This is a genomic window from Desulfofundulus sp. JL263-se (assembly GCF_056316025.1).
Map to the genome: position 1 here is coordinate 1,491,115 of NZ_CM149993.1, position 19,491 is coordinate 1,510,605.

13 protein-coding genes, 1 other RNA gene and 1 other annotated feature are annotated in these 19,491 nt (G+C 47.1%); of the genes, 13 read left to right on the top strand and 1 reads right to left on the bottom strand.

Annotated elements, in window-relative coordinates:
- Positions 1–9 precede the first annotated feature (9 nt).
- From ACX4JR_RS07540 to ACX4JR_RS07575, 8 genes are all read left to right on the top strand, one after another.
- Positions 10–1,425, top strand: coding sequence for a sensor domain-containing diguanylate cyclase (locus ACX4JR_RS07540; RefSeq protein WP_476060392.1), 1,416 nt, complete (start codon positions 10–12; stop codon positions 1,423–1,425).
- A 223-nt stretch (positions 1,426–1,648) separates the two neighbouring features.
- Positions 1,649–3,442, top strand: a complete 1,794-nt coding sequence (ade, locus tag ACX4JR_RS07545; protein WP_476060393.1) for an adenine deaminase — start codon at positions 1,649–1,651, stop codon at positions 3,440–3,442.
- Between the two features lie 40 nt (positions 3,443–3,482).
- Positions 3,483–3,755, top strand: a complete 273-nt coding sequence (locus ACX4JR_RS07550) for an acylphosphatase (protein WP_476060394.1) — start codon at positions 3,483–3,485, stop codon at positions 3,753–3,755.
- A 190-nt stretch (positions 3,756–3,945) separates the two neighbouring features.
- The gene (locus ACX4JR_RS07555; protein ID WP_476060395.1) at positions 3,946–5,646 is read left to right on the top strand and encodes an FAD-dependent oxidoreductase; all 1,701 of its coding nucleotides are present in this window, start codon (positions 3,946–3,948) and stop codon (positions 5,644–5,646) included.
- Positions 5,647–5,770: 124 nt separating this feature from the next.
- Positions 5,771–8,467: a single-stranded-DNA-specific exonuclease RecJ gene (gene recJ, locus ACX4JR_RS07560; RefSeq protein WP_476060396.1), complete on the top strand. Its 2,697-nt coding sequence runs from the start codon at positions 5,771–5,773 to the stop codon at positions 8,465–8,467.
- Positions 8,468–8,543: 76 nt separating this feature from the next.
- Positions 8,544–10,748, top strand: coding sequence for a RelA/SpoT family protein (locus ACX4JR_RS07565; protein WP_476060397.1), 2,205 nt, complete (start codon positions 8,544–8,546; stop codon positions 10,746–10,748).
- A gap of 6 nt (positions 10,749–10,754) precedes the next feature.
- A complete protein-coding gene (dtd, locus tag ACX4JR_RS07570) occupies positions 10,755–11,204 on the top strand; it encodes a D-aminoacyl-tRNA deacylase (protein WP_476060398.1) in 450 nt (149 codons plus the stop codon).
- A 17-nt stretch (positions 11,205–11,221) separates the two neighbouring features.
- Positions 11,222–11,839: an MBL fold metallo-hydrolase gene (locus ACX4JR_RS07575; RefSeq protein ID WP_476060399.1), complete on the top strand. Its 618-nt coding sequence runs from the start codon at positions 11,222–11,224 to the stop codon at positions 11,837–11,839.
- Between the two features lie 29 nt (positions 11,840–11,868).
- On the opposite strand, the gene ACX4JR_RS07580 is transcribed toward ACX4JR_RS07575, so the two are convergent.
- Entirely contained in the window at positions 11,869–12,066 is a 198-nt protein-coding gene (locus tag ACX4JR_RS07580) for a hypothetical protein (protein ID WP_476060400.1), read from the bottom strand.
- A gap of 177 nt (positions 12,067–12,243) precedes the next feature.
- Here ACX4JR_RS07580 and acsA point away from each other — a divergent pair, with 177 nt between their 5' ends.
- The 5 genes from acsA to ACX4JR_RS07605 all read left to right on the top strand — a co-directional run bounded on the left by acsA (position 12,244) and on the right by ACX4JR_RS07605 (position 19,490).
- A complete protein-coding gene (gene acsA / locus ACX4JR_RS07585; RefSeq protein ID WP_476060401.1) occupies positions 12,244–13,941 on the top strand; it encodes an acetate--CoA ligase in 1,698 nt (565 codons plus the stop codon).
- Between the two features lie 181 nt (positions 13,942–14,122).
- Positions 14,123–14,348: a binding site (T-box leader), on the top strand.
- Positions 14,349–14,402: 54 nt separating this feature from the next.
- On the top strand, positions 14,403–15,680 hold the full coding sequence (gene hisS, locus ACX4JR_RS07590) for a histidine--tRNA ligase (protein ID WP_476060402.1): 1,278 nt from the start codon (positions 14,403–14,405) through the stop codon (positions 15,678–15,680).
- Between the two features lie 60 nt (positions 15,681–15,740).
- The gene (gene aspS / locus ACX4JR_RS07595) at positions 15,741–17,540 is read left to right on the top strand and encodes an aspartate--tRNA ligase (protein WP_476060403.1); all 1,800 of its coding nucleotides are present in this window, start codon (positions 15,741–15,743) and stop codon (positions 17,538–17,540) included.
- Between the two features lie 111 nt (positions 17,541–17,651).
- A non-coding RNA gene (gene ssrS, locus ACX4JR_RS07600) (6S RNA) lies at positions 17,652–17,833 on the top strand.
- 229 nt (positions 17,834–18,062) lie between these two features.
- Positions 18,063–19,490 (top strand): ISLre2 family transposase, encoded by a 1,428-nt coding sequence (locus ACX4JR_RS07605; RefSeq protein WP_476057840.1) that lies wholly within the window; start codon positions 18,063–18,065, stop codon positions 19,488–19,490.
- Position 19,491: the final 1 nt, after the last annotated feature.

Sequence of the window (19,491 nt, forward strand, 5' to 3'; positions counted from 1 at the left end):
TGATACTAAGTGCCAACAAACCTTTTCCTCAGTGTCTCAGTAAAGTACTGGCAGGATTTTCAGGATACGCTGGCAAAGATAATGGATACAAACATTTACATATTTGATATAAACGGTGGTTCTTTTTCCCAATTCAGTCTGCCCGTTGAATTATGCCAGAAGGTAAATAAAGGGAGAATACTCCGCAACGAAAAGTGTATCGGTTTTTATAAATCTGCCCTCAATTCGTTAGAAGACAAAGCCACACTTACCTGTCCTTACGGGCTTAAACTATGTGCGTACCGTCTGGGTACCTACACCCAAAAGATAGGATTCCTTGTCGTCACTCATCCCAGGCTTACAAACCGGGTGGGACGTGAGGAAGAAATCATCTTTGCTACAAAAGCACACAACATTTACCGAACGATCAATGAAGTTCTTAACGCTATCCTGGAAAAAAACCTGATAGGATTACGGAGGCTTGAACTGAACAGCATCTATGAGATCAGCTGCCTGATGACTTCGATCGTCGAACTGGACAAGGTTCTGGATCTTATAACGAACTCCTTGATCATAATTTACCAGGTCGACCTATGCTTTGTTGGCCTTAGAGAAGGTGGCAAAATTAGAGTAGCAGAGGGTAAAGGTGAACACGGCCGCTTATTGATCGGGGAGGAATGGCCGTTGTTACATCCGGTGATTGAGCAGGTTTTTTCAAAAGTTGAGCCGTCGTCTCTGAGTCTTGAGGAGTTAAGGACTCTACCTGGGTTTACCGGTGTGGAAGTTACTCCCGGCAGTAAAATCATGGTTTATCCCCTCCGGAATGCTTTGGGTACCGTTGGGTTGTTAGGTATAGTGGCTCCTATTTCCCTGGATGATAACGGTAGCAAAAACCTGCAGATATATGCAAACTTCGCCGCGGTAGCTCTGGCTAATGCAACTCTTATACGCCGTCTGGAACGAGAAGCTGAAACCGACTTCTTGACCGATCTCCTTAATAAGCGTGCCCTGCGAAGGGTACTGGCTACCGAACTTGAGAGGACGATGAGGTACGGTTCCCCCCTATCGGTTATTTTCCTTGACATAGATGATTTCAAGGCTTACAATGACACCTTTGGCCACCTGGCCGGCGATGTGGTGTTGCAGAAAACAGCAGAAATAATAAAAAACTCCATTAGGATTTTGGATACTGCGTGCCGGTACGGGGGTGAGGAGTTTATGATCATTCTTCCAGGAACAAAAGGGGAAGGTGCTGCAAGAGTGGCAGAAAGAATACGGAAATCTATAGAGACTTACCCCTTCCCGCACCGCCAGGTTACGGCAAGCCTGGGTGTAACTTCAGCTAAAGGAAACGATTCTGTTGACTCGCTGCTTGCAAGGGCGGATCGGGCCTGTTATGAGGCAAAGAGACAAGGTAAAAACCGCCTCTACTTGAACCCATTGTAACAATACTTGCTTTAATAATTTGTTTATGGAGAGATGCTGAACATCCGCCGGTTAACCCTGGTACTGATATTGGTTATGCACCACCCCTGGAAGGATTCAACAAAAACCTGCCGAAATCCTACAAAGTATTCAAATTCTGGTTAAATTATTGAAACAAATTATTGAAACATAATAGGCAATAGCAATTGGTAAATATGAGTATTTTTCCAAGGAGTTGTTAACAGTGGTTTTATTTAGACGCCCTCTGGCTGAAGTAACCCGGGAGCTGGTGGCTGCAGCTACAGGTAAAACAGCGGCTGATACGGTTATCCGCGGCGGCAAAGTGGTAAACGTTTTTACAGGTGAGATTCTGGCCTGGGATATCGCCATAAAGGGAGAGCGCATTGCCACTGTCGGCAATGTCAATCATACCATCGGTCCCGATACGGAAGTTATAGATGCCAGCGGTTACTACCTTTGCCCGGGTTTTATGGACGGCCACGTTCATGTGGAAAGCAGTATGGTAACGGTTACCCAATTTAGCCGGGCTGTTCTTCCCTGCGGCACCACAACAATATTCATGGATCCTCACGAGATTGCCAATGTACTGGGAATGGACGGCGTAAAATTGATGGTGGAGGAGGGCAAAAACCTTCCTTTAAAAGTTTTTGCCACCATGCCTTCCTGTGTTCCTGCCGCTCCAGGCTTTGAGGATGCTGGCGCTACCTTGGGCCCGGAGGAAGTAGCCAGTGCCATGACATGGCCGGGAATTTGCGGCCTGGGAGAAATGATGAACTTCCCGGCGGTCCTGGCCGGTGATGCAAAAGTTCACGGGGAACTTAAGGCCACTCTCAGTGCGCGTAAGCCCATAACCGGGCATTATTCCGTACCCGGTGATTTCCAGGGCCTGGCTGCTTATGCTGCTGCTGGTATTTCTTCCTGCCACGAGTCCGTTCTTATGGAAGATGCCCTAAATCGCTTGCGCCTGGGGTTTTACACCAAGATGCGCGAGGGTTCCGCCTGGCATGATGTAAGAGCCACCGTAAAAAGTTTAACGGAAACCAGGGTGGATTCCCGCCGTGCGGTACTGGTCAGCGATGATTGTCATCCTGATACATTGTTATCGGACGGGCATTTAGACCGCGTGGTACGCCGGGCTATCAGTGAGGGACTTGATCCTGTCCGCGCTATCCAGGCTGTGACTATCAATACAGCCGAATGTTTCGGCATGGCCCAGGAACTGGGAGCCATCGCTCCCGGGCGTTTTGCCGACATTCTGTTTTTAAGGGATCTTGCCGGGGTGGAAATTGAAAAGGTTATGGCAGACGGAAGGATAATAGCCGCCGGCGGCAACCTGCTGGTAGACTTCCCTGCCGTCACCTACCCCTCAAAGGTCCGCCATTCGGTGCATCTTAAGAAGCCGCTGACGGCTGATTGTTTCCGGCTGGCAGCTCCGGTAGAGACAGGTAAGGTGCAAGTTCGGGTAATGGAAATCGTTGAGGCCAGTGTTATTACCTTGCATAAAACAGCTGAAATTTCTGTAAAAGACGGCAAGCTGGAAGCAGTAGCATCCGAGGACCTGGCCAAGTTAGCCGTCATTGAACGTCATGGCGGCAGTGGCAGTATTGGCTTGGGTTTTGTTCGGGGTTTCGGATTCAACGGCGGCGCCGTTGCGTCAACGGTAGCCCACGACAGCCACAATCTCCTTATTGTGGGTATGAGTGACGCCGACATGGCTATGGCCGGCAATACCCTGGCCGAGTGCGGGGGCGGTATGGTTGTGGTGCGCGACGGAAAGGTATTGGCCCTTTTACCCCTTCCCGTAGCCGGGCTCATGTCTGATCAACCGGTGGAGGAAGTAGCCGAAAAGGTAAAAGCTTTGCACAAGGCATGGAAAGAATTGGGCTGCCATCTGCTGTCGCCTTTTATGACCATGTCCCTTCTTTCCCTGCCGGTACTGCCAGAGTTGCGCTTGACTAACCGGGGGTTGGTAGATACCATAAAATTCAAATTTGTGAATTTGATAAAAGAAGGTTAGGTAAAAGGCCGTAGTGCAGGTTTTGGGGGAGGTGTTTCCAGTGGTAACAAAGCATGTATACATTTCCGGCAAGGTACAAGGAGTGTATTTCCGCGACAGTACGAGGGAGCAGGCTCTAAAATTGGGAGTTTCCGGGTGGGTGCGCAACCTGCCCGACGGAAGGGTGGAAGCAGTTTTTCAAGGAGAAGTTGATAAAGTGCAAAAAATGCTGGAATGGTGCTGGAAAGGATCGCCAATGTCCAGGGTAGACAACGTGCAAGTAGAAGATATGGTGAAAGCAGAAAAATTTACTGGTTTTCGCATTACTGGCTAATAATAAAATAAGTATTTTAAAGTATGAAAAGGGGGCAAAGGACCGGGATATAACCTGGTTGCTTAAAATGCCCCCTAAATATTTAATTTGGAACATATGGAAAATTTTTTAGCTAAAAGAAGGTATCAGTTAACTTACGATGTATTTTATAATTAACATTTGTATAAAACAATATACAGGAGGTTTTGAAATGGCTAAACGGGTAGTAATTATAGGTGGAGTTGCAGCCGGTCCCAAGGCTGCATCCCGGATTAAGAGATGTGACCCCGAGGTTGAAGTTACTGTTGTTGAACAGGGAACACATCTTTCTTATGCGGGATGCGGCCTGCCCTTTTATGTGGGTGGAATGGTGGAAAAAGAAGAGGAGCTCATGGCTACCCCGGTGGGGGTTGTAAGAAGCCCTGCTTTTTTCAAGGCCGTTAAGGACGTGGACATACTAACCCGCACCCGGGCGGAAAAAATCGACCGGGAAAAAAAACAAGTTCTAGTTACTAATTTGGATACCGGTGAAACTTATAAGCTTCCTTATGACAAGCTGGTTCTGGCCACGGGAAGCACGCCGGTTCGGCCGCCGATTCCCGGTATGAACCTTAAAGGAGTGTTTACCCTCAGTAATCCCCGGGAAGCCGCTGCCATAAAGGAATTGGTGGAGCAAGGAAATGTAAAAAACATTGTAATTATCGGAGCCGGGCTTATAGGCCTGGAGCTGGCTGATACTTTGGGTATTAGGGAAGGTATTAACATTTCCTTGGTAGAGTTATTGGACCAGGTTTTACCATCCCTTCTGGACAGGGACATGGCACTCCTGGTAGCCAAGCATTTGCGACAAAAGGGGATAAATCTTTTGACGTCTACCAAAGTTGAAAAATTGGAAGGTGAAGATTCCGTACAAAAGGTTATAACTGACAAGGAAGAACTGCCCGCCGACCTGGTAGTGGTGGCCACCGGTGTTAAACCTAATGTGGATTTGGCCCGGGAAGCCGGGCTGGAGATTGGTGAAACCGGTGCTATCAAAGTTAATGAGACTCTTCAAACGTCCGACCCGGATATCTATGCGGGCGGTGACTGTGTGGAAAATATTCATCTTATTTCCGGTAAACCGGTTTATACCCCAATGGGCTCCGTGGCCAACAGGCACGGTAGAATTATCGGGGACAATATCTGCGGGGGTAATGATAAGTTTCCGGGGGTGCTGGGCACTACCATTGTAAAGGTTTTTCAGTTTAATGTGGGACGTACCGGGCTTACGGTAACAGAGGCAGAGAAGCTGGGATTCCGGGTGGAATCGTTCATCTGTCCGGCTCCCGACCGGGCTCACTTTTATCCGGGCTCTAATCCGGTAATGATAAAATTAGTTGCAGATAAATCTACCCGCAAGCTATTAGGCGCCCAAATTGTGGGCCCCGGGGCTGTTGACAAGCGCTTGGACGTGATAGTTGCGGCCTTGAGCACCCAGGTAACAGTGGACCAATTAGCTACCTTTGACCTTGCCTATGCACCTCCGTACGCCACCGCCCTTGATGCGGTTGCCCATGCAGCCAATTCCTTGCGTAACAAGCTGGACGGGCTGGCCAAATCTTTGAACCCGCTGGAAGTACGTGAAAAGATGGCTGCCGGGGAAGAATTCGTATTTCTTGATGTGCGTACCCCCCAAGAATTCCAGGAAGTTCGGCTGCCATATGATAATGTAACATTCATCCCCCTCGGTAAGCTCAGGGAAAGGGCAGGAGAACTACCAAAGGAGCGGCCAATCATAGTTTTTTGCAAGGTAAGCATGCGGGGCTGGGAAGCACAGCGCATTCTGGAAGGCCTTGGCTTTAACAATGTTACCTTCATGGAAGGAGGTATTGCCACCTGGGCCTTTGAGGTGGATAATACTCCCCAAAAATAGTTTACGCCTAAAAGTGCGGCCGATTCCCGGCCGCGCTATATTTTATAATAATTGCCAATAAAGGACAGCTTGTTTATAATCGTTAATAGTATTTTTATAATTCCGGTAAAATGAGGGTCCAAAGTTGAAGCAGAAAATATGGCGGGTAAAAAAGACTGATCCTGTTCTCCAAACCATTTTGTCCAGGGAATTAAATATTTCACCAGTAGTGGCGCAACTTCTGATAAACCGGGGTATCTATACCGTAGATGCTGCACGTACCTTTTTATGGGGTGATTTAAGGAATATTAATTCGCCGGAGTTAATGAAAGATATGGATAAAGCTGTGGACCGTATATCCCTGGCTCTGAAAAAGGGAGAAAAGATACTGGTATACGGTGATTACGATGCTGACGGGATTACTGCCACAGCCCTTTTAGTAAGCCTTCTTCGCAGGCTTGGCGGAATAGTGAATTATTATGTTCCCCACAGGATAAACGAGGGATACGGACTTCACCTGCCGGTTCTGGAAAGGGCTCGGGAAACCGGACATACCCTTGTAGTTACGGTAGACTGCGGTATCAGTGCCTTTGAAACAGTGGCTGAAAGTAACAGCAGCGGTGGGCCGGATATCATTATTACTGATCACCATGAACCTCCGGAAAATTTGCCGCCGGCCCTGGCACTTTTGAACCCCAAAAAGCCGGATTGCAATTATCCTTTTAAGGAGCTAGCCGGAGTGGGAGTGGCCTTCAAATTAGGCCAGGCGGTGGCAAAGACAATGGGAGTGGGCGATTGTTTTTGGCAGGATTATTTGGATTTGGTCTGTGTGGGAACGGTGGCGGATATAGTTCCTTTACAGGGCGAAAACAGGATTTTGGTTAAAGAAGGTTTATCGGCTTTAGCCAATACGGCAAATTTAGGACTTCAGGCTTTAATGCGCATTAGTTCAATAAAAAGCGAAAATATTGATGCAACCCAGGTTAGCTTTGCACTGGCTCCCCGTTTAAATGCCGCCGGGCGCCTTGGCGATGCCCGCCTAGCAGTTGACCTTCTGCTGGCGGAAAATTATGCCGAGGCCTGGGAACTTGCCTCTCAACTTAATCGTGAGAATCAACAGAGGCAGAAAATAGAGTCATTAGTATTGGCCGAAGCATTGGATATGCTGGAAAGTCACCCTGAGCTAGCCGGTAATAAGGTCCTCGTTTTGGGCTCAGAAACATGGCATCCAGGGGTAATCGGCATTGCGGCGTCCAGGTTAGTGGAAAAATTTTACCGGCCTGTACTCCTTGTATCACTGGACGGAGACACTGGTAAAGGTTCTGCCCGCAGCATACCTGGCTTTCATATCTACCGCGCCCTCGAGTACTGCAAGGATAAACTTCTGAATTTCGGGGGCCACGCCCAGGCTGCCGGGTTTTCCCTTCCCTGCCGTGAATTAGACGCTTTTCGGGAAAAAATAAACAACTACGCCGACGCGGTACTTACAAAGGAGTCACTCATTCCTGATATAAATTTAGACATTATTATTTCTCTTAACGAAGTAACCGAAGAACTGATAGAACAGGTAGATAAACTGTCGCCTTACGGCCACGGTAACCCGCATCCTTTATTTGCCTGTCATAATGTATCCCTTGTAAACTTAAGAGAAGTTGGTAAAGATGGAAATCATTTAAAAATGCTGGTTAAGGATGGGGGGGTTACCTTTGACGGCATAGGTTTTAACTTGAGCTCATACGTGGAAGTCCTTGCCGCCAGGGATGTGGACCTGGCATTTGTTCCAACTATAAACCATTGGAACGGAAAAAAACTTCTCCAGCTGGAAGTAAAAGATATTCAGCCCGCAAGCGCCGGCCTTTACTTCAACGAAGATAAACAAAGGGATAAAACCAGTAACATATTAAGCAAATTTTCCCCGGGTGATTTTAAAAAGCAGTATAAAGAAATATTTTGGCCCGTGTTTGTTATCAAGGAACTGGCTAAATGTGGTATAAAAAATAATTATTTAACTAATTGCAAAGAAAGTGTTCCTTCTATCGAATCTCTCTCGCAGCCAATTGAAATAAATGATTGGCGTGATTACTTCAACCGCGAAGATATTTTGGGCAGTATATGTTCCAAAGATGAAAGAACCGTAATAATTGTAAGTTGTCCCAGCCAAACTATAGAACTTTTCTTTTTCCTGACAAAACGTAATTTAATGGCCCCGGAAGAAGTTTCTATTAACTCCTTGCTGCACGAAAATTTGCAAGGTATTATAAAAGATACTGTAGATAAAAATCATGCCAGAGTATTAATATCCACACCTGAACCGTTGCATTTGCCGGAAAATTCCCCGGTTGACAATTTGGTTTTTTATAACATCCCTTATCATTCCACGGAATTTTATAATTTATTGACTTCCTATCGTGCAACACGGGTACACCTGTTATATAACAAGAAAGATGGGGAAATAGCTGAAGAATATTTGCATTCCCTGGCCCCTGAACGCAATTTTTTGGTAGGCTTTTACAACCTTTTAAAAGCTCTTTTTCAGGCAAAGCGACCATGTTTTTCAGCTCGAGATGCCATAAAAGTTTTAGCTGCAAACGGTTTTCCGGCGGCACATGAATTTAGCATATCTATAGCTTTTAAGATATTTAAAGAATTGCAACTTCTGGATTATGAAGAAAATAATAAATTTCAGTTTAAATTATTTCCCCCTCCAAAAAAAAAGTTAAATTTATACGATTCACCTACATACAGCTATTTGCACCAGTTAAAAGCATCTTGCTTAAAATGGTATCAGCTGGCCCTGGAAAAAAATTTTTTCCTAAATTGGCTAAAATATGTTCAATTATAATTATCGTTAAGTTTTCTTATTCTCATGTCCGCTTTAAAACCCGGCCTGTTTTATCGCTCCTAAGGGAGGGAATATAATGGCATTTGAAGACATAGTGCAAAAAGTCATTCTTTATAACCCTGCCGCAGATATTTCCCTTCTTAAAAGGGCTTATGCCTTTGCGGAAGAGGCTCACCGGGGTCAAACCCGTATTTCCGGTGAGCCTTACATCAATCATCCCGTTGCTGTAGCCAGAATACTGGCCGGGCTGGAACTGGACATGGAAACTCTTGTAGCCGGTTTATTGCACGATACGGTAGAGGATACTGAGGTAACTCTGGAACAAGTTGAACAGGAGTTTGGTAAAGAAATAGCATTGCTGGTTGATGGTGTTACAAAATTGAGCCGCCTGGAATATCGTTCCAAGGAAGAGCGCCAGGTGGAAAACTTACGTAAAATGTTTCTGGCAATGGCCAGGGACATTAGAGTTGTCCTTATAAAGCTGGCAGACAGGCTGCATAATATGCGAACACTGGAATACCAGCCGGAAATAAAGCAAAAGGAAATTTCCATGGAAACCCTGGATATTTATGCTCCCCTGGCCCACCGGCTGGGAATTTACCATTTTAAGTGGGAGCTCGAAGATTTGGCATTTCGCTATTCCCTTCCCTCAAAATATTACGAGCTTGCCGAAAAATTAAAACGCACCCGCCGTATGCGTGAAAAATATATCAACAAGGTTAATGTAATTTTAAAGGGAAAGTTGCAGAAAATGGGCATTACCGCCGAAGTTCACGGCCGGCCCAAACACCTGTATAGTATTTATCAGAAAATGATGCGCCAGGGAAAGGATTTTCATGAGATTTATGATGTTATGGCCACAAGGGTATTGGTGGATACCGTGCGGGACTGCTATGCCTGTCTGGGTATTGTGCATACCATGTGGGTACCAATACCCGGTAGATTTAAAGATTATATTGCCATGCCCAAGTCAAATATGTACCAGTCCCTTCATACCACTGTTATCGGGCCCCAGGGAGAACCTCTGGAAATTCAAATTCGTACCTGGGATATGCACCGGACCGCTGAATACGGTATTGCAGCACACTGGAGGTACAAAGAAAATAATAAAGGAGATAAAGCCTTTGACCAGAAACTCAGCTGGTTGAGACAGATACTGGAGTGGCAGCACGAACTAAAAGATACCAAAGAATTCATGGAAAATCTTAAAATAGATCTCTTTACCGATGTGGTATTTGTATTTACTCCCAAGGGCGATGTTATAGAACTTCCCGCCGGTTCGGTTCCCATAGATTTTGCTTATCGGATCCATACTCAGGTAGGGCATCGCTGTGTGGGGGCTAAGGTTAACAATCGCATAGTCCCACTGGATTACCAGCTCAAAAACGGTGATATAGTAGAAATTTTAACATCCAACCAAAGTAACGGTCCAAGCAGGGACTGGTTAAATATTGTAAAGACTTCCCAGGCAAAAAACCGCATTCGCCAGTGGTTTAAAAAAGAACAGCGGAACGAAAATATCGCAAAAGGTAAGGAGGCCCTGGAGCGGGAAGCCAAAAAGCAAGGAATTGAATTTGATAGCATAAAAAGTGATAAACTGGTTGAATATGGTAAAAAATTAAACCTTACCACTCCCGATGATGTGCTGGCAGCAGTAGGTGACGGCACAATTTCCGCTCAAAGTCTTATATATCGCATCAGGCAGGAATCAGCCGAACCAGAAAAGAAGGGCTATTTGGAAGAAGAAATCCAGTCTCTGGTAACGGAAACAAAGCCCGTTCTGGCGAAACAAAAGCCTGCCCGGGGAATAAAAGTTAAAGGTATCGACAATGTGCTAATACGCCTTGCCCATTGCTGCAACCCCGTACCCGGAGATCCAATTATCGGCTACATTACCCGGGGCCGTGGCGTTTCCATTCACCAGACTAACTGTCGAAACGTTCAATCCCTTATGGAAGAAGAGAAGTCACGCCTGGTTGAAGTTTCATGGGAAGACAATTTTGATTCCCCCTTTCAGGTTAGGCTGGAAATAACCGGGGTGGACCGTACAGGTCTATTAAGTGATGTGATGGCCGTACTCACGGATATGAAAATGAATGCCAGCTGGGTAAATGCCCGTGGCCGAAAAAATCACCAGGCAATTATAGAAATGGTATTACAGGTAAAAAGCCTCGAGCAACTTGAATACATCATCAATCGTATTGGCAAGATTCAGGATATATACCAGGTACACAGGAGCGGACATGGCGGGAGAAATATAAAAAAGAAAGGCATGGTGTAGTTAATCTTGCGGGCAGTAGTACAGCGGGTAACTGAGAGTTCGGTGGCAGTTGAAGGAAAAATAGTGGGGGCCATTGGCCCCGGCATGGTTATTCTTTTGGGAGTAGGAGAAGGGGATACCGACCGTGATGTAGAATATCTGGCAGAAAAGATTGCCAATTTGCGTATTTTCGAGGACGAACAGGGAAAGATGAATCTTTCTCTCCTGGATATCGGCGGTGAAGCCCTTGTTGTATCCCAATTCACCCTTTACGGGGATTGTCGCAAGGGGAGAAGACCAAACTTCAGCGAAGCTGCTCCCCCCGCCAAAGGAGAGGAGTATTACAACAAGTTCGTGGAAGCATTACGGGCCCGGGGTGTTAAGGTGGCCACGGGAATTTTCCGCGCTTATATGGCCGTTAAAATAATTAACGACGGCCCGGTAACCCTGCTTTTGGACAGCAGTAAACAATTTTGAAATGGAGGTTGTGAAAGTTGATTTTAGAAAAGCTTATTGTAGGTCCCATAGAATCCAACTGTTACATAATTGGCTGTGAAGAAACAAAAGAGGCCGCTGTAATCGATCCCGGTGCCGACGGGGACAAAATCGTCGCCCGGTTAAAACAGCTCGGACTTAACTGCAGGCAAATTATTATGACCCACGGCCACGTGGACCACATAGGCGCTTTAAACCAGGTACATCAAGCTACCGGCGCCCAGGTTCTTATTCATGAAAAAGATTCCGAGATGTTGACCAGTCCTGCCAAAAACCTGTCCATGTTCATGGGCTCCAACATTCAGCACAAGGGAGCAGACCGGCTTTTAAAAGACGGTGATATCATTAAAGTAGGAAATATTGAACTGGAAGTAATCCATACGCCGGGACATACTCCTGGGGGTATATGCCTGAAAACCGGTGATGTAATATTTACCGGCGACACCCTTTTTGCCGGCTCCGTGGGCCGTTCTGACTTTCCGGGCGGAAGTCACTCCACTTTAATTAATTCCATCAAAACCAGGCTTCTTAATTTCTCCGATGATACTAAAGTTTATCCCGGACACGGCCCCGCTTCCACCATAGGTACAGAAAAACGAACAAACCCGTTTCTTTAAGTAAAAACCCGGGAAACCCGGGTTTTTTATTATGCATCTTTAACCTTTACAGTAACCATAATTGCCTTACAGCAATCTATATTTTGTATAACAAAGCAATTTTCTTTTTCCTCCAGCTTATACGGACCGGTGGATTCCACTTCCAGTTGATCTTTGGTATAACTTCCTTTATCCACAAATAACATGCGCCCTAAAGGTACCGTTTTATTTTTGGCCAGGATTTTCACGCTAACAGCTCCTTTTGAAGATTTTAAAATTATAATTTAACATTTCTTTTAAATGTCCTGTTATCAAAAACAATTATTTTTCTTAATTTTATTACATGTTATGCAAGCAGGAATATTCAAAATATTCTAGTATACTTAAATATCCAATATTTGCATGAAAAGGGAGGGGGATTACGGTTGCTTGATAATATTATAATCGAGCCTTTGCCTGGTGACCATAACATGAATAATTACGAAGAACTGCAAAGAAGTTTTAACTTTAAAGAAGTAGAGAAAGAATTTTCCTGGTATTATTCCGGGAAGATTAATATCGCCCACGAGGCAGTGGACCGCCATGTAGAAAAAAACGGTGAAAATATTGCACTATATTATTGTAATAGTGAAAGGCAGAAAGAAAATTACAGCTTTAAACAGCTGACAGAACTTTCCAATCGTGCAGCCAACATGTTAAAAACCTTAGGCGTTAAAAAGAGAGATCGGGTAGGTATCTTTTTGCCCAGGAGTCCGGAATTATATATCAGTTTCCTGGGTATTGCCAAGCTGGGGGCAATAGCAGTGCCGCTGTTTGAGGCTTTTATGGAAGACGCCCTCAGGGATCGCTTGGAGGACTCCGGCGCTTCGGCCCTAATTACCACTTCGGAACTTTTGCCGAGAGTTCCCAGGCAAAAACTCCCCGATTTAAAACATGTATTTATAATCGATAAAGAAAACGCGCCGGATGATTGCATTAACTGGTGGTCCGGGGTAAAAAGTGCTTCTCCGGAATTTACTCCCGTGTGGGTGGACCGGGAGGACCCGTTATTCATACTTTATGCCGCCGGGGCCGATGGAAAGCCCAAAGGATTGGTACACGTACACAACTGTATGGTGGGCCTGTGGATTACGGCCAAGTGGGTGCACGATCTGCGCCCGGGTGATGTATACTGGTGCACGGCGGATCCCGGTTGGATAACAGGTATTGCCTACGGCTTTTTGGCACCCTGGCTGCACGGCATACCCGTGGTTATCCGTGGCGGCAGGTTTAATGCTGAAGATTGGTGCAGAACCCTTTCTGAATATGGTGTAACGGTATGGTACAGTGCCCCCACCGCGTTTCGCATGATAATGTCCGGCGGTGATGAGTTATTACAAAAATACGACCTCAGCAAATTGCGCCATATATTAAGTGTGGGAGAACCCCTTACGGAAAATGTTTTAAAATGGAGCCTGGAAAAGTTAAATTTACCCATTTACGACACCTGGTGGATGAGTGAAACAGGTATGAATATAATTTGCAATTACCGCTGCAGTAAGATTAAACTGGGTTCCATCGGAAGGCCCTTCCCGGGGATTGAAACTGCAATTATAGATGACGATGGCAACGAACTGCCTCCCAACCGTGTAGGAAACCTGGCGATAAAGGCCGGGTGGCCCGCTATGTTTCGAGATGTATGGAATGCCCCTGAAAAGTACGCGGAATATTTCAAGCACAAGCCCTGGTTCATTTCCGGAGATGCTGCTTACCGGGACGAAGAAGGTTATTACTATTTCCAGGGTAGAGTAGACGGGTTAATTAATACCTCGGGTGAGAGGGTCAGCCCGTGGGAGGTAGAAAAGAAACTTAAGGAGCATCCTGCTGTGGCCGATGCCGGGGTAACGGGTAAACCGGACAAGGTCAGGGGCGAAATAGTAAAGGCCTACGTAGTTCTCGAGGAAGGATATTCATGGTCGGATGCCCTGGGCGAAGAATTAAGGACATTTGTAAAAACGGAACTTGCCGCCCACACCGCTCCCAGGGAATGGGGGGTAACAACCCGAATACCCCGAAATTCAGATGGGTCCGTGGACCGTAAAGCATTGAAAACATGGGCCCTGGGACTGGAAAAAGCCAGGTAGAACTTAAAGCCGCGGCCTGCAGGCCGCGGCTTTAAGTTTACATAAAACAGCTTTAATTTGTCCTGCTCGTCCTTTTCTTCTCCTGTAAGTCCTTCGCTCTTTAAAGATATAAGGGAAACCAGGGTATAAGGTTGACAAGCCGATATTTTTTGCATAAAATTGACCACAGGTATGAATATAGGGTAAATCGTTGACCGGGAAGCATAGGCGTAGTCTTCCGGTTCAAGGAGGAAAGGCCGCGGACTGAAAGCCTTTCCCCGGAAATATGCTGAAAGACACCCGGGAGTGGCCGTTGAACGGCTTCAGACCCAGTAGACCGGCCCGGAGGCCCCGTTAAAGTCATATAAGTGGGATACCTTCAGTATCCAAGCAGGGTGGCACCGCGGGAAAATACTCCCGTCCCTTTCCAGGGGTCGGGAGTTTTATATTGAAAAAACTGGTTAAAGTGAGGTAATGCCATAATGTTAACCAGCAGGCCCAGGGGAACAAATGACATCCTCCCAGGGCAAGTGGAAAAATGGCTGTTTATAGAAGATACCATGCGTCAACTTTGCAGGGAATATAATTATAAAGAAATTCGCACTCCTCTTTTTGAACATACTGAACTTTTTGTTCGAGGTGTGGGTGAAACCACTGATATAGTTGAAAAGGAAATGTATACGTTTAAAGACCGGGGTGGCCGCAGTATAACCCTGCGGCCCGAGGGTACTGCCCCGGTGGTGCGGGCCTATCTGGAAAACAAACTTAGTTCCGGACCCCAGCCGGTGAAGCTGTATTACATCGGGCCCATGTTCCGCTACGACCGGCCCCAGGCAGGAAGATATCGCCAGTTTCACCAGCTGGGGGTAGAAGTTTTTGGCTCTCATCACCCGGGAGTGGACGCGGAAGTAATGGCCATGGCCATGGAATTTTATACCCGGGTGGGGCTTAAAAACATGGAATTGCACGTAAACAGTGTGGGATGTCCCCAATGCCGCCCGCGGTTGAGGGAAAAGCTGCAGGAATATTTCCGGCCGAGATTGGACGAACTGTGTTCCAACTGCAGGGAAAGGTTTGACAGAAATCCCCTGCGTATAATCGATTGTAAAAACTTCCGGTGCCGGGAAGTAGGCGTGGAGGCGCCTACAACCATTGAATGCCTGTGTCGGGATTGCCGGCAACATTTTGAAACCGTTTGCAAGCACCTTGAATTACTGCATGTTCCCTACATTATAAATAATAAATTGGTACGGGGGCTTGATTATTATACCCATACTGCATTTGAAATAACGGTCCCGGATATCGGAACCCAAAGTTCCGTGGGGGGAGGCGGCAGATATAACGGCCTTATCGAAGCCTGCGGCGGGCCTTCCATACCGGGCATAGGTTATGCTCTGGGCATGGAGCGCATTATCCTGGCCATGGACAGGCAGGGTGTTGAAGTGGAAGCATCTCCGGGCCCCGACGTATTTGTGGCTGTTTTTACCCCGGAGGACAAGCCGAAGGCATTTGAGCTGCTCTTTAAACTGCGAGGGGAAGGCATTTCAGCGGATCAGGATTACCAGGACCGCAGCCTTAAAGCTCAAATGAAATATGCCTCAAAAATAAAAGCCAGGTATACCCTTTTGTTGGGCGGTGATGAACTGAAGCGGGGAACAGCGATACTGCGCGAGATGGATACGGGGAATCAGGAAGAAGTACCCTTGGAAGAAGTGATAAAGAGGATAAAACAAAAAGACCAGCCCTGTACCGACAAATAAAAAACAAGGACCTTACCCTTTAATATCAACCACTAACCACAACTATTAGGAGGTAAGCAAATGCCTGAAGCAATGCGGAATTGGAAACGTACCCATTATTGCGGTGACCTGCGCCTGGAAAATGCCGGTGAGACCGTAGTTTTAGCGGGATGGGTGGATACGCGCAGAGACCACGGCGGCCTGATATTTATAGACCTGAGGGACCGTACGGGTATAGTTCAGGTTGTATTTAGCCCGGATAGGGCACCGGAGGCATTTAAAAAAGCCGAGACCGTCAGGTCGGAATATGTCCTGGCGGTCACCGGAAAGGTGGAGAAGCGCCCGGAAGGTACTGAAAATCCAAACCTTACCACCGGGGACATCGAAGTAATTGCCTCAGAATTAAAAGTGCTTAATACGGCTAAAACTCCTCCTATTTATATAGAAGACGGTATAGACGTGGACGAAAACGTGCGCCTGCGATACCGTTACCTGGACCTGCGGCGTCCGGAAATGCAGCGGAATATAAAACTGCGCCACCGGGCCACCAAAGTAATTCGCGATTTTCTGGACAGCAAGGGATTTTGGGAAATAGAAACCCCAATGCTTACCCGCAGTACACCTGAGGGAGCCCGGGATTACCTCGTGCCCAGCAGGCTAAACGCCGGTAAATTTTATGCCCTGCCCCAGTCACCGCAACTCTTTAAACAACTTTTAATGGTTGCAGGCATGGACCGCTATTTCCAAATCGTTCGCTGTTTCAGAGATGAGGACTTAAGGGCCGACCGGCAGCCCGAATTCACCCAGGTGGACCTGGAGATGTCCTTTGTTGACGTTGATGATGTGCTGGAACTTATGGAAGAAATGATGGCTCAATTATTCAAGGAAACTATAGGGCTGGAAATTGACCTTCCTTTTCCCCGCTTATCTTACCATGAGGCCATGGAACGCTTTGGAACGGACAAGCCCGACATCCGCTTCGGCATGGAACTGGTAGACATTTCTGACGTGGCTGAAAACTGTAAGTTTAAAGTTTTTAATTCCACCGTGGCCTCCGGCGGAATCGTAAAGGGGATCAATGCCGCCGGATGCGGGAATTTCAGCCGCAAAGAAATTGATGACTTAACCAAGTTTGCCGCCATCTACAGGGCCAAGGGGCTGGCCTACTTGATTATTACCGGGGACGGTGTAAAATCTCCCATAGCCAAATTTTTCGAAGAAAAGGAACTTGACACCATACTTACCCGTCTCGGGGCAAAGCCGGGGGATTTACTTCTTTTTGTAGCCGATAAGCCGCAAGTGGTATATGATGCCCTCGGGGCCCTGCGTATTCACCTGGCTGAACGTCTTAGCTTAATTCCCGAGGACAAATATCAATTTCTGTGGGTGTTGGATTTCCCACTTTTGGAATACGATGAGGAAAGCAAGCGCTGGGAAGCGGTTCACCACCCCTTTACTTCACCCAGGGAAGAAGACATTCCACTGCTAGATACCGAACCTGGTAAGGCCCGGGCCCGGGCTTACGATATGGTTCTTAACGGTGTTGAGGTAGGGGGCGGAAGTATACGTATACACCGCCGGGATGTACAGGAAAAAATGTTTTCAGTTATTGGCTTAAGCGAGGAGGAAGCCAGGGAAAAATTTGGCTTCATGTTGGAAGCTTTCGATTACGGTGCCCCACCCCACGGCGGTATAGCCTTCGGCCTCGATCGCCTGTTGATGCTCCTGGCCAGGCGGAAGACTATCAGGGACGTGATCGCTTTTCCCAAGACCCAAAGCGCCACGGATTTAATGATGGAGGCCCCCGGCCCGGTGGACCCGGCTCAGCTTGAGGAATTGTATATTAAAACCGTTACAAAGAACCAAAAGCCAGGCAAGTAGATCCAATATATCAATGTTATTCCTAAAACAAATAAAAAAATATCAATAAAATGCCTTACCCCCTTGCGAGCGGTAACAGTATATGTTAACATAATGCTAGCAAAAGCCAGTGACACCCTGCAGTGTACGTGGCCACCTTGAAGTTCTGAGCCAACACCATCACATAGGGAGCTTGACTCTAATTGTGGCTTGTATGCCCCTCAAAGGGGACACAAAAAGCAATTAGGAGGGCACCCACCTGTTGAGACCGGGTTCAAGAAACTTTAAGGGTCCACGGCACTTGTGGGGTTGTTAAGCTTAGGTGAAAAAAAAGTATCCAGCCTGAGATACGGCTGGATACTTTTTTTAAAGGAAACTCTACCTGAACTGTATAAATGCATTATTTTTGCCCGTAGGTTGTCGTTAAATTGGTAGGCCGTGTAAAATTTCAGTAGGCACCAGAAGGAAATCAACCTCCTAGAAATAGAAATGAGACCTCACCCCAAAAACACTCCAACGGAAATTAAAGGAGGGCGAGGTCTCATGTTAAATATTCGCCACATAGTGGGGGCAGTCCTTCTATTCGGTTCTGGCCTAACTAAATTAATTGGCGAGTGCAAAGACTTTTATGAGCTTGAAAAAGGCATCCATGAGCTGTGCCAGGCAGTCTGCAACCAAATTTTCACCTGGGCCCTGGAACAGATCGATACCCGCCTGATGAATGAACGTGACCGGAGCACCTGGGAAGTGGTCGGCTTTCGGGCTAAAACAGCAGTAAGCACCTTTGGGGAATTTCTCTTCAAAAGGCGCCTGTACAGGAACAAAAAAACCGGGGAAACCAAATTCTTTTTAGACGAGCTGCTGGGCTGGCCAGCCCGGGCCAAGATCACCCCCCGTTTAAAAGAACTGGCCGTCAAACTAAGCACCGAACTTTCCTTTGCCCGTGCCGCCGAGATCTTAAACCACCTTGTTTCCGGCCTAAGTCCCATGACCGTCTGGCAGGCTACCCAAGAAGTGGGAGAAGTCTTGCAGCAAGAAGGAGAAGAAAAAAGGGCAGCGGTTTTTGAAAAGGGCGAAGCTCCCGGCGGGAAAGAGGTAACCCCGGAGCTGTGTATCGAAGCCGACGGAGTGATAATCCGCCTGCAGAAGACAAAAGAGAAAAGAGGAGAAATTAAGCATATGGTCGTCTACGAAGGGAAGGAACAAATTGGCCAAGGTCGCTTCGCCCTGAAAAACAAGCTTGTTTTAAGCAGCCTAAATGACGGTAAGGCAGCCTGGGAAGAAAACTATGCCGTAGCCGGGGGAAAATGGGACCTGAGCCAAACCGAAAGGATCTTCATCGGCGGCGACGGGGCAGACTGGTCCAAGCAGGGAATTGATTACTTTCCCGGCGCTGTGTATCGCTTAGACCCATACCACCTGAGCAGGCATTTAACCGAGGCCCTCTGGTACGACGAAGAAACCTACCGGAAGGTGGCCCTGGCCATTTCCCAGGGTAACTGGGAGGAGACCCAAAGAGTTCTTACGGAAGCAGCAAAAAACACCAGGGGCAACCGGAAGAAGAGGATCACCAAACTTCTGCATTATCTTGAGGAAAACTGGGCGGGGATCGCTGCCTCGCCGGGAGCAAAACGTTTGGGCACCATTGAAGGGCAGATTCAACACAACGTGGCCCGGCGGATGAAACGCCTGGGAGCCAGGTGGACAATCCCTGGAGGAGACCGGATGGCCCGTGTTTTGGCCGCTAAGGCAAACGGGGAGCTTGGCAATTATACTTTGCGCTGGCCGGTGAAACACCGGAAATTGAGAGAAATTGCGCAGTTAAAGCCAGTCGAAAAACAAAAAACAGAGGATGTGGAAAAATGGCTGCAGGCGTCTGTTCCGGCTTTAAAGGGTCCTTTTGCTGACCGGCTGTGGATTAAGTATGTTTTACGTGAACTTAGCCGTCCCAGCTTTTCTGCTCTTTTGTAAA

Coding starts and splice junctions, on each gene's coding strand:
- ACX4JR_RS07605 (WP_476057840.1), top strand. CDS start 18,063: ATGTTAAATATTCGCCACATAGTGGGGGCAGTCCTTCTATTCGGTTCT.
- aspS (WP_476060403.1), top strand. CDS start 15,741: ATGCCTGAAGCAATGCGGAATTGGAAACGTACCCATTATTGCGGTGAC.
- ACX4JR_RS07565 (WP_476060397.1), top strand. CDS start 8,544: ATGGCATTTGAAGACATAGTGCAAAAAGTCATTCTTTATAACCCTGCC.
- hisS (WP_476060402.1), top strand. CDS start 14,403: ATGTTAACCAGCAGGCCCAGGGGAACAAATGACATCCTCCCAGGGCAA.
- ACX4JR_RS07555 (WP_476060395.1), top strand. CDS start 3,946: ATGGCTAAACGGGTAGTAATTATAGGTGGAGTTGCAGCCGGTCCCAAG.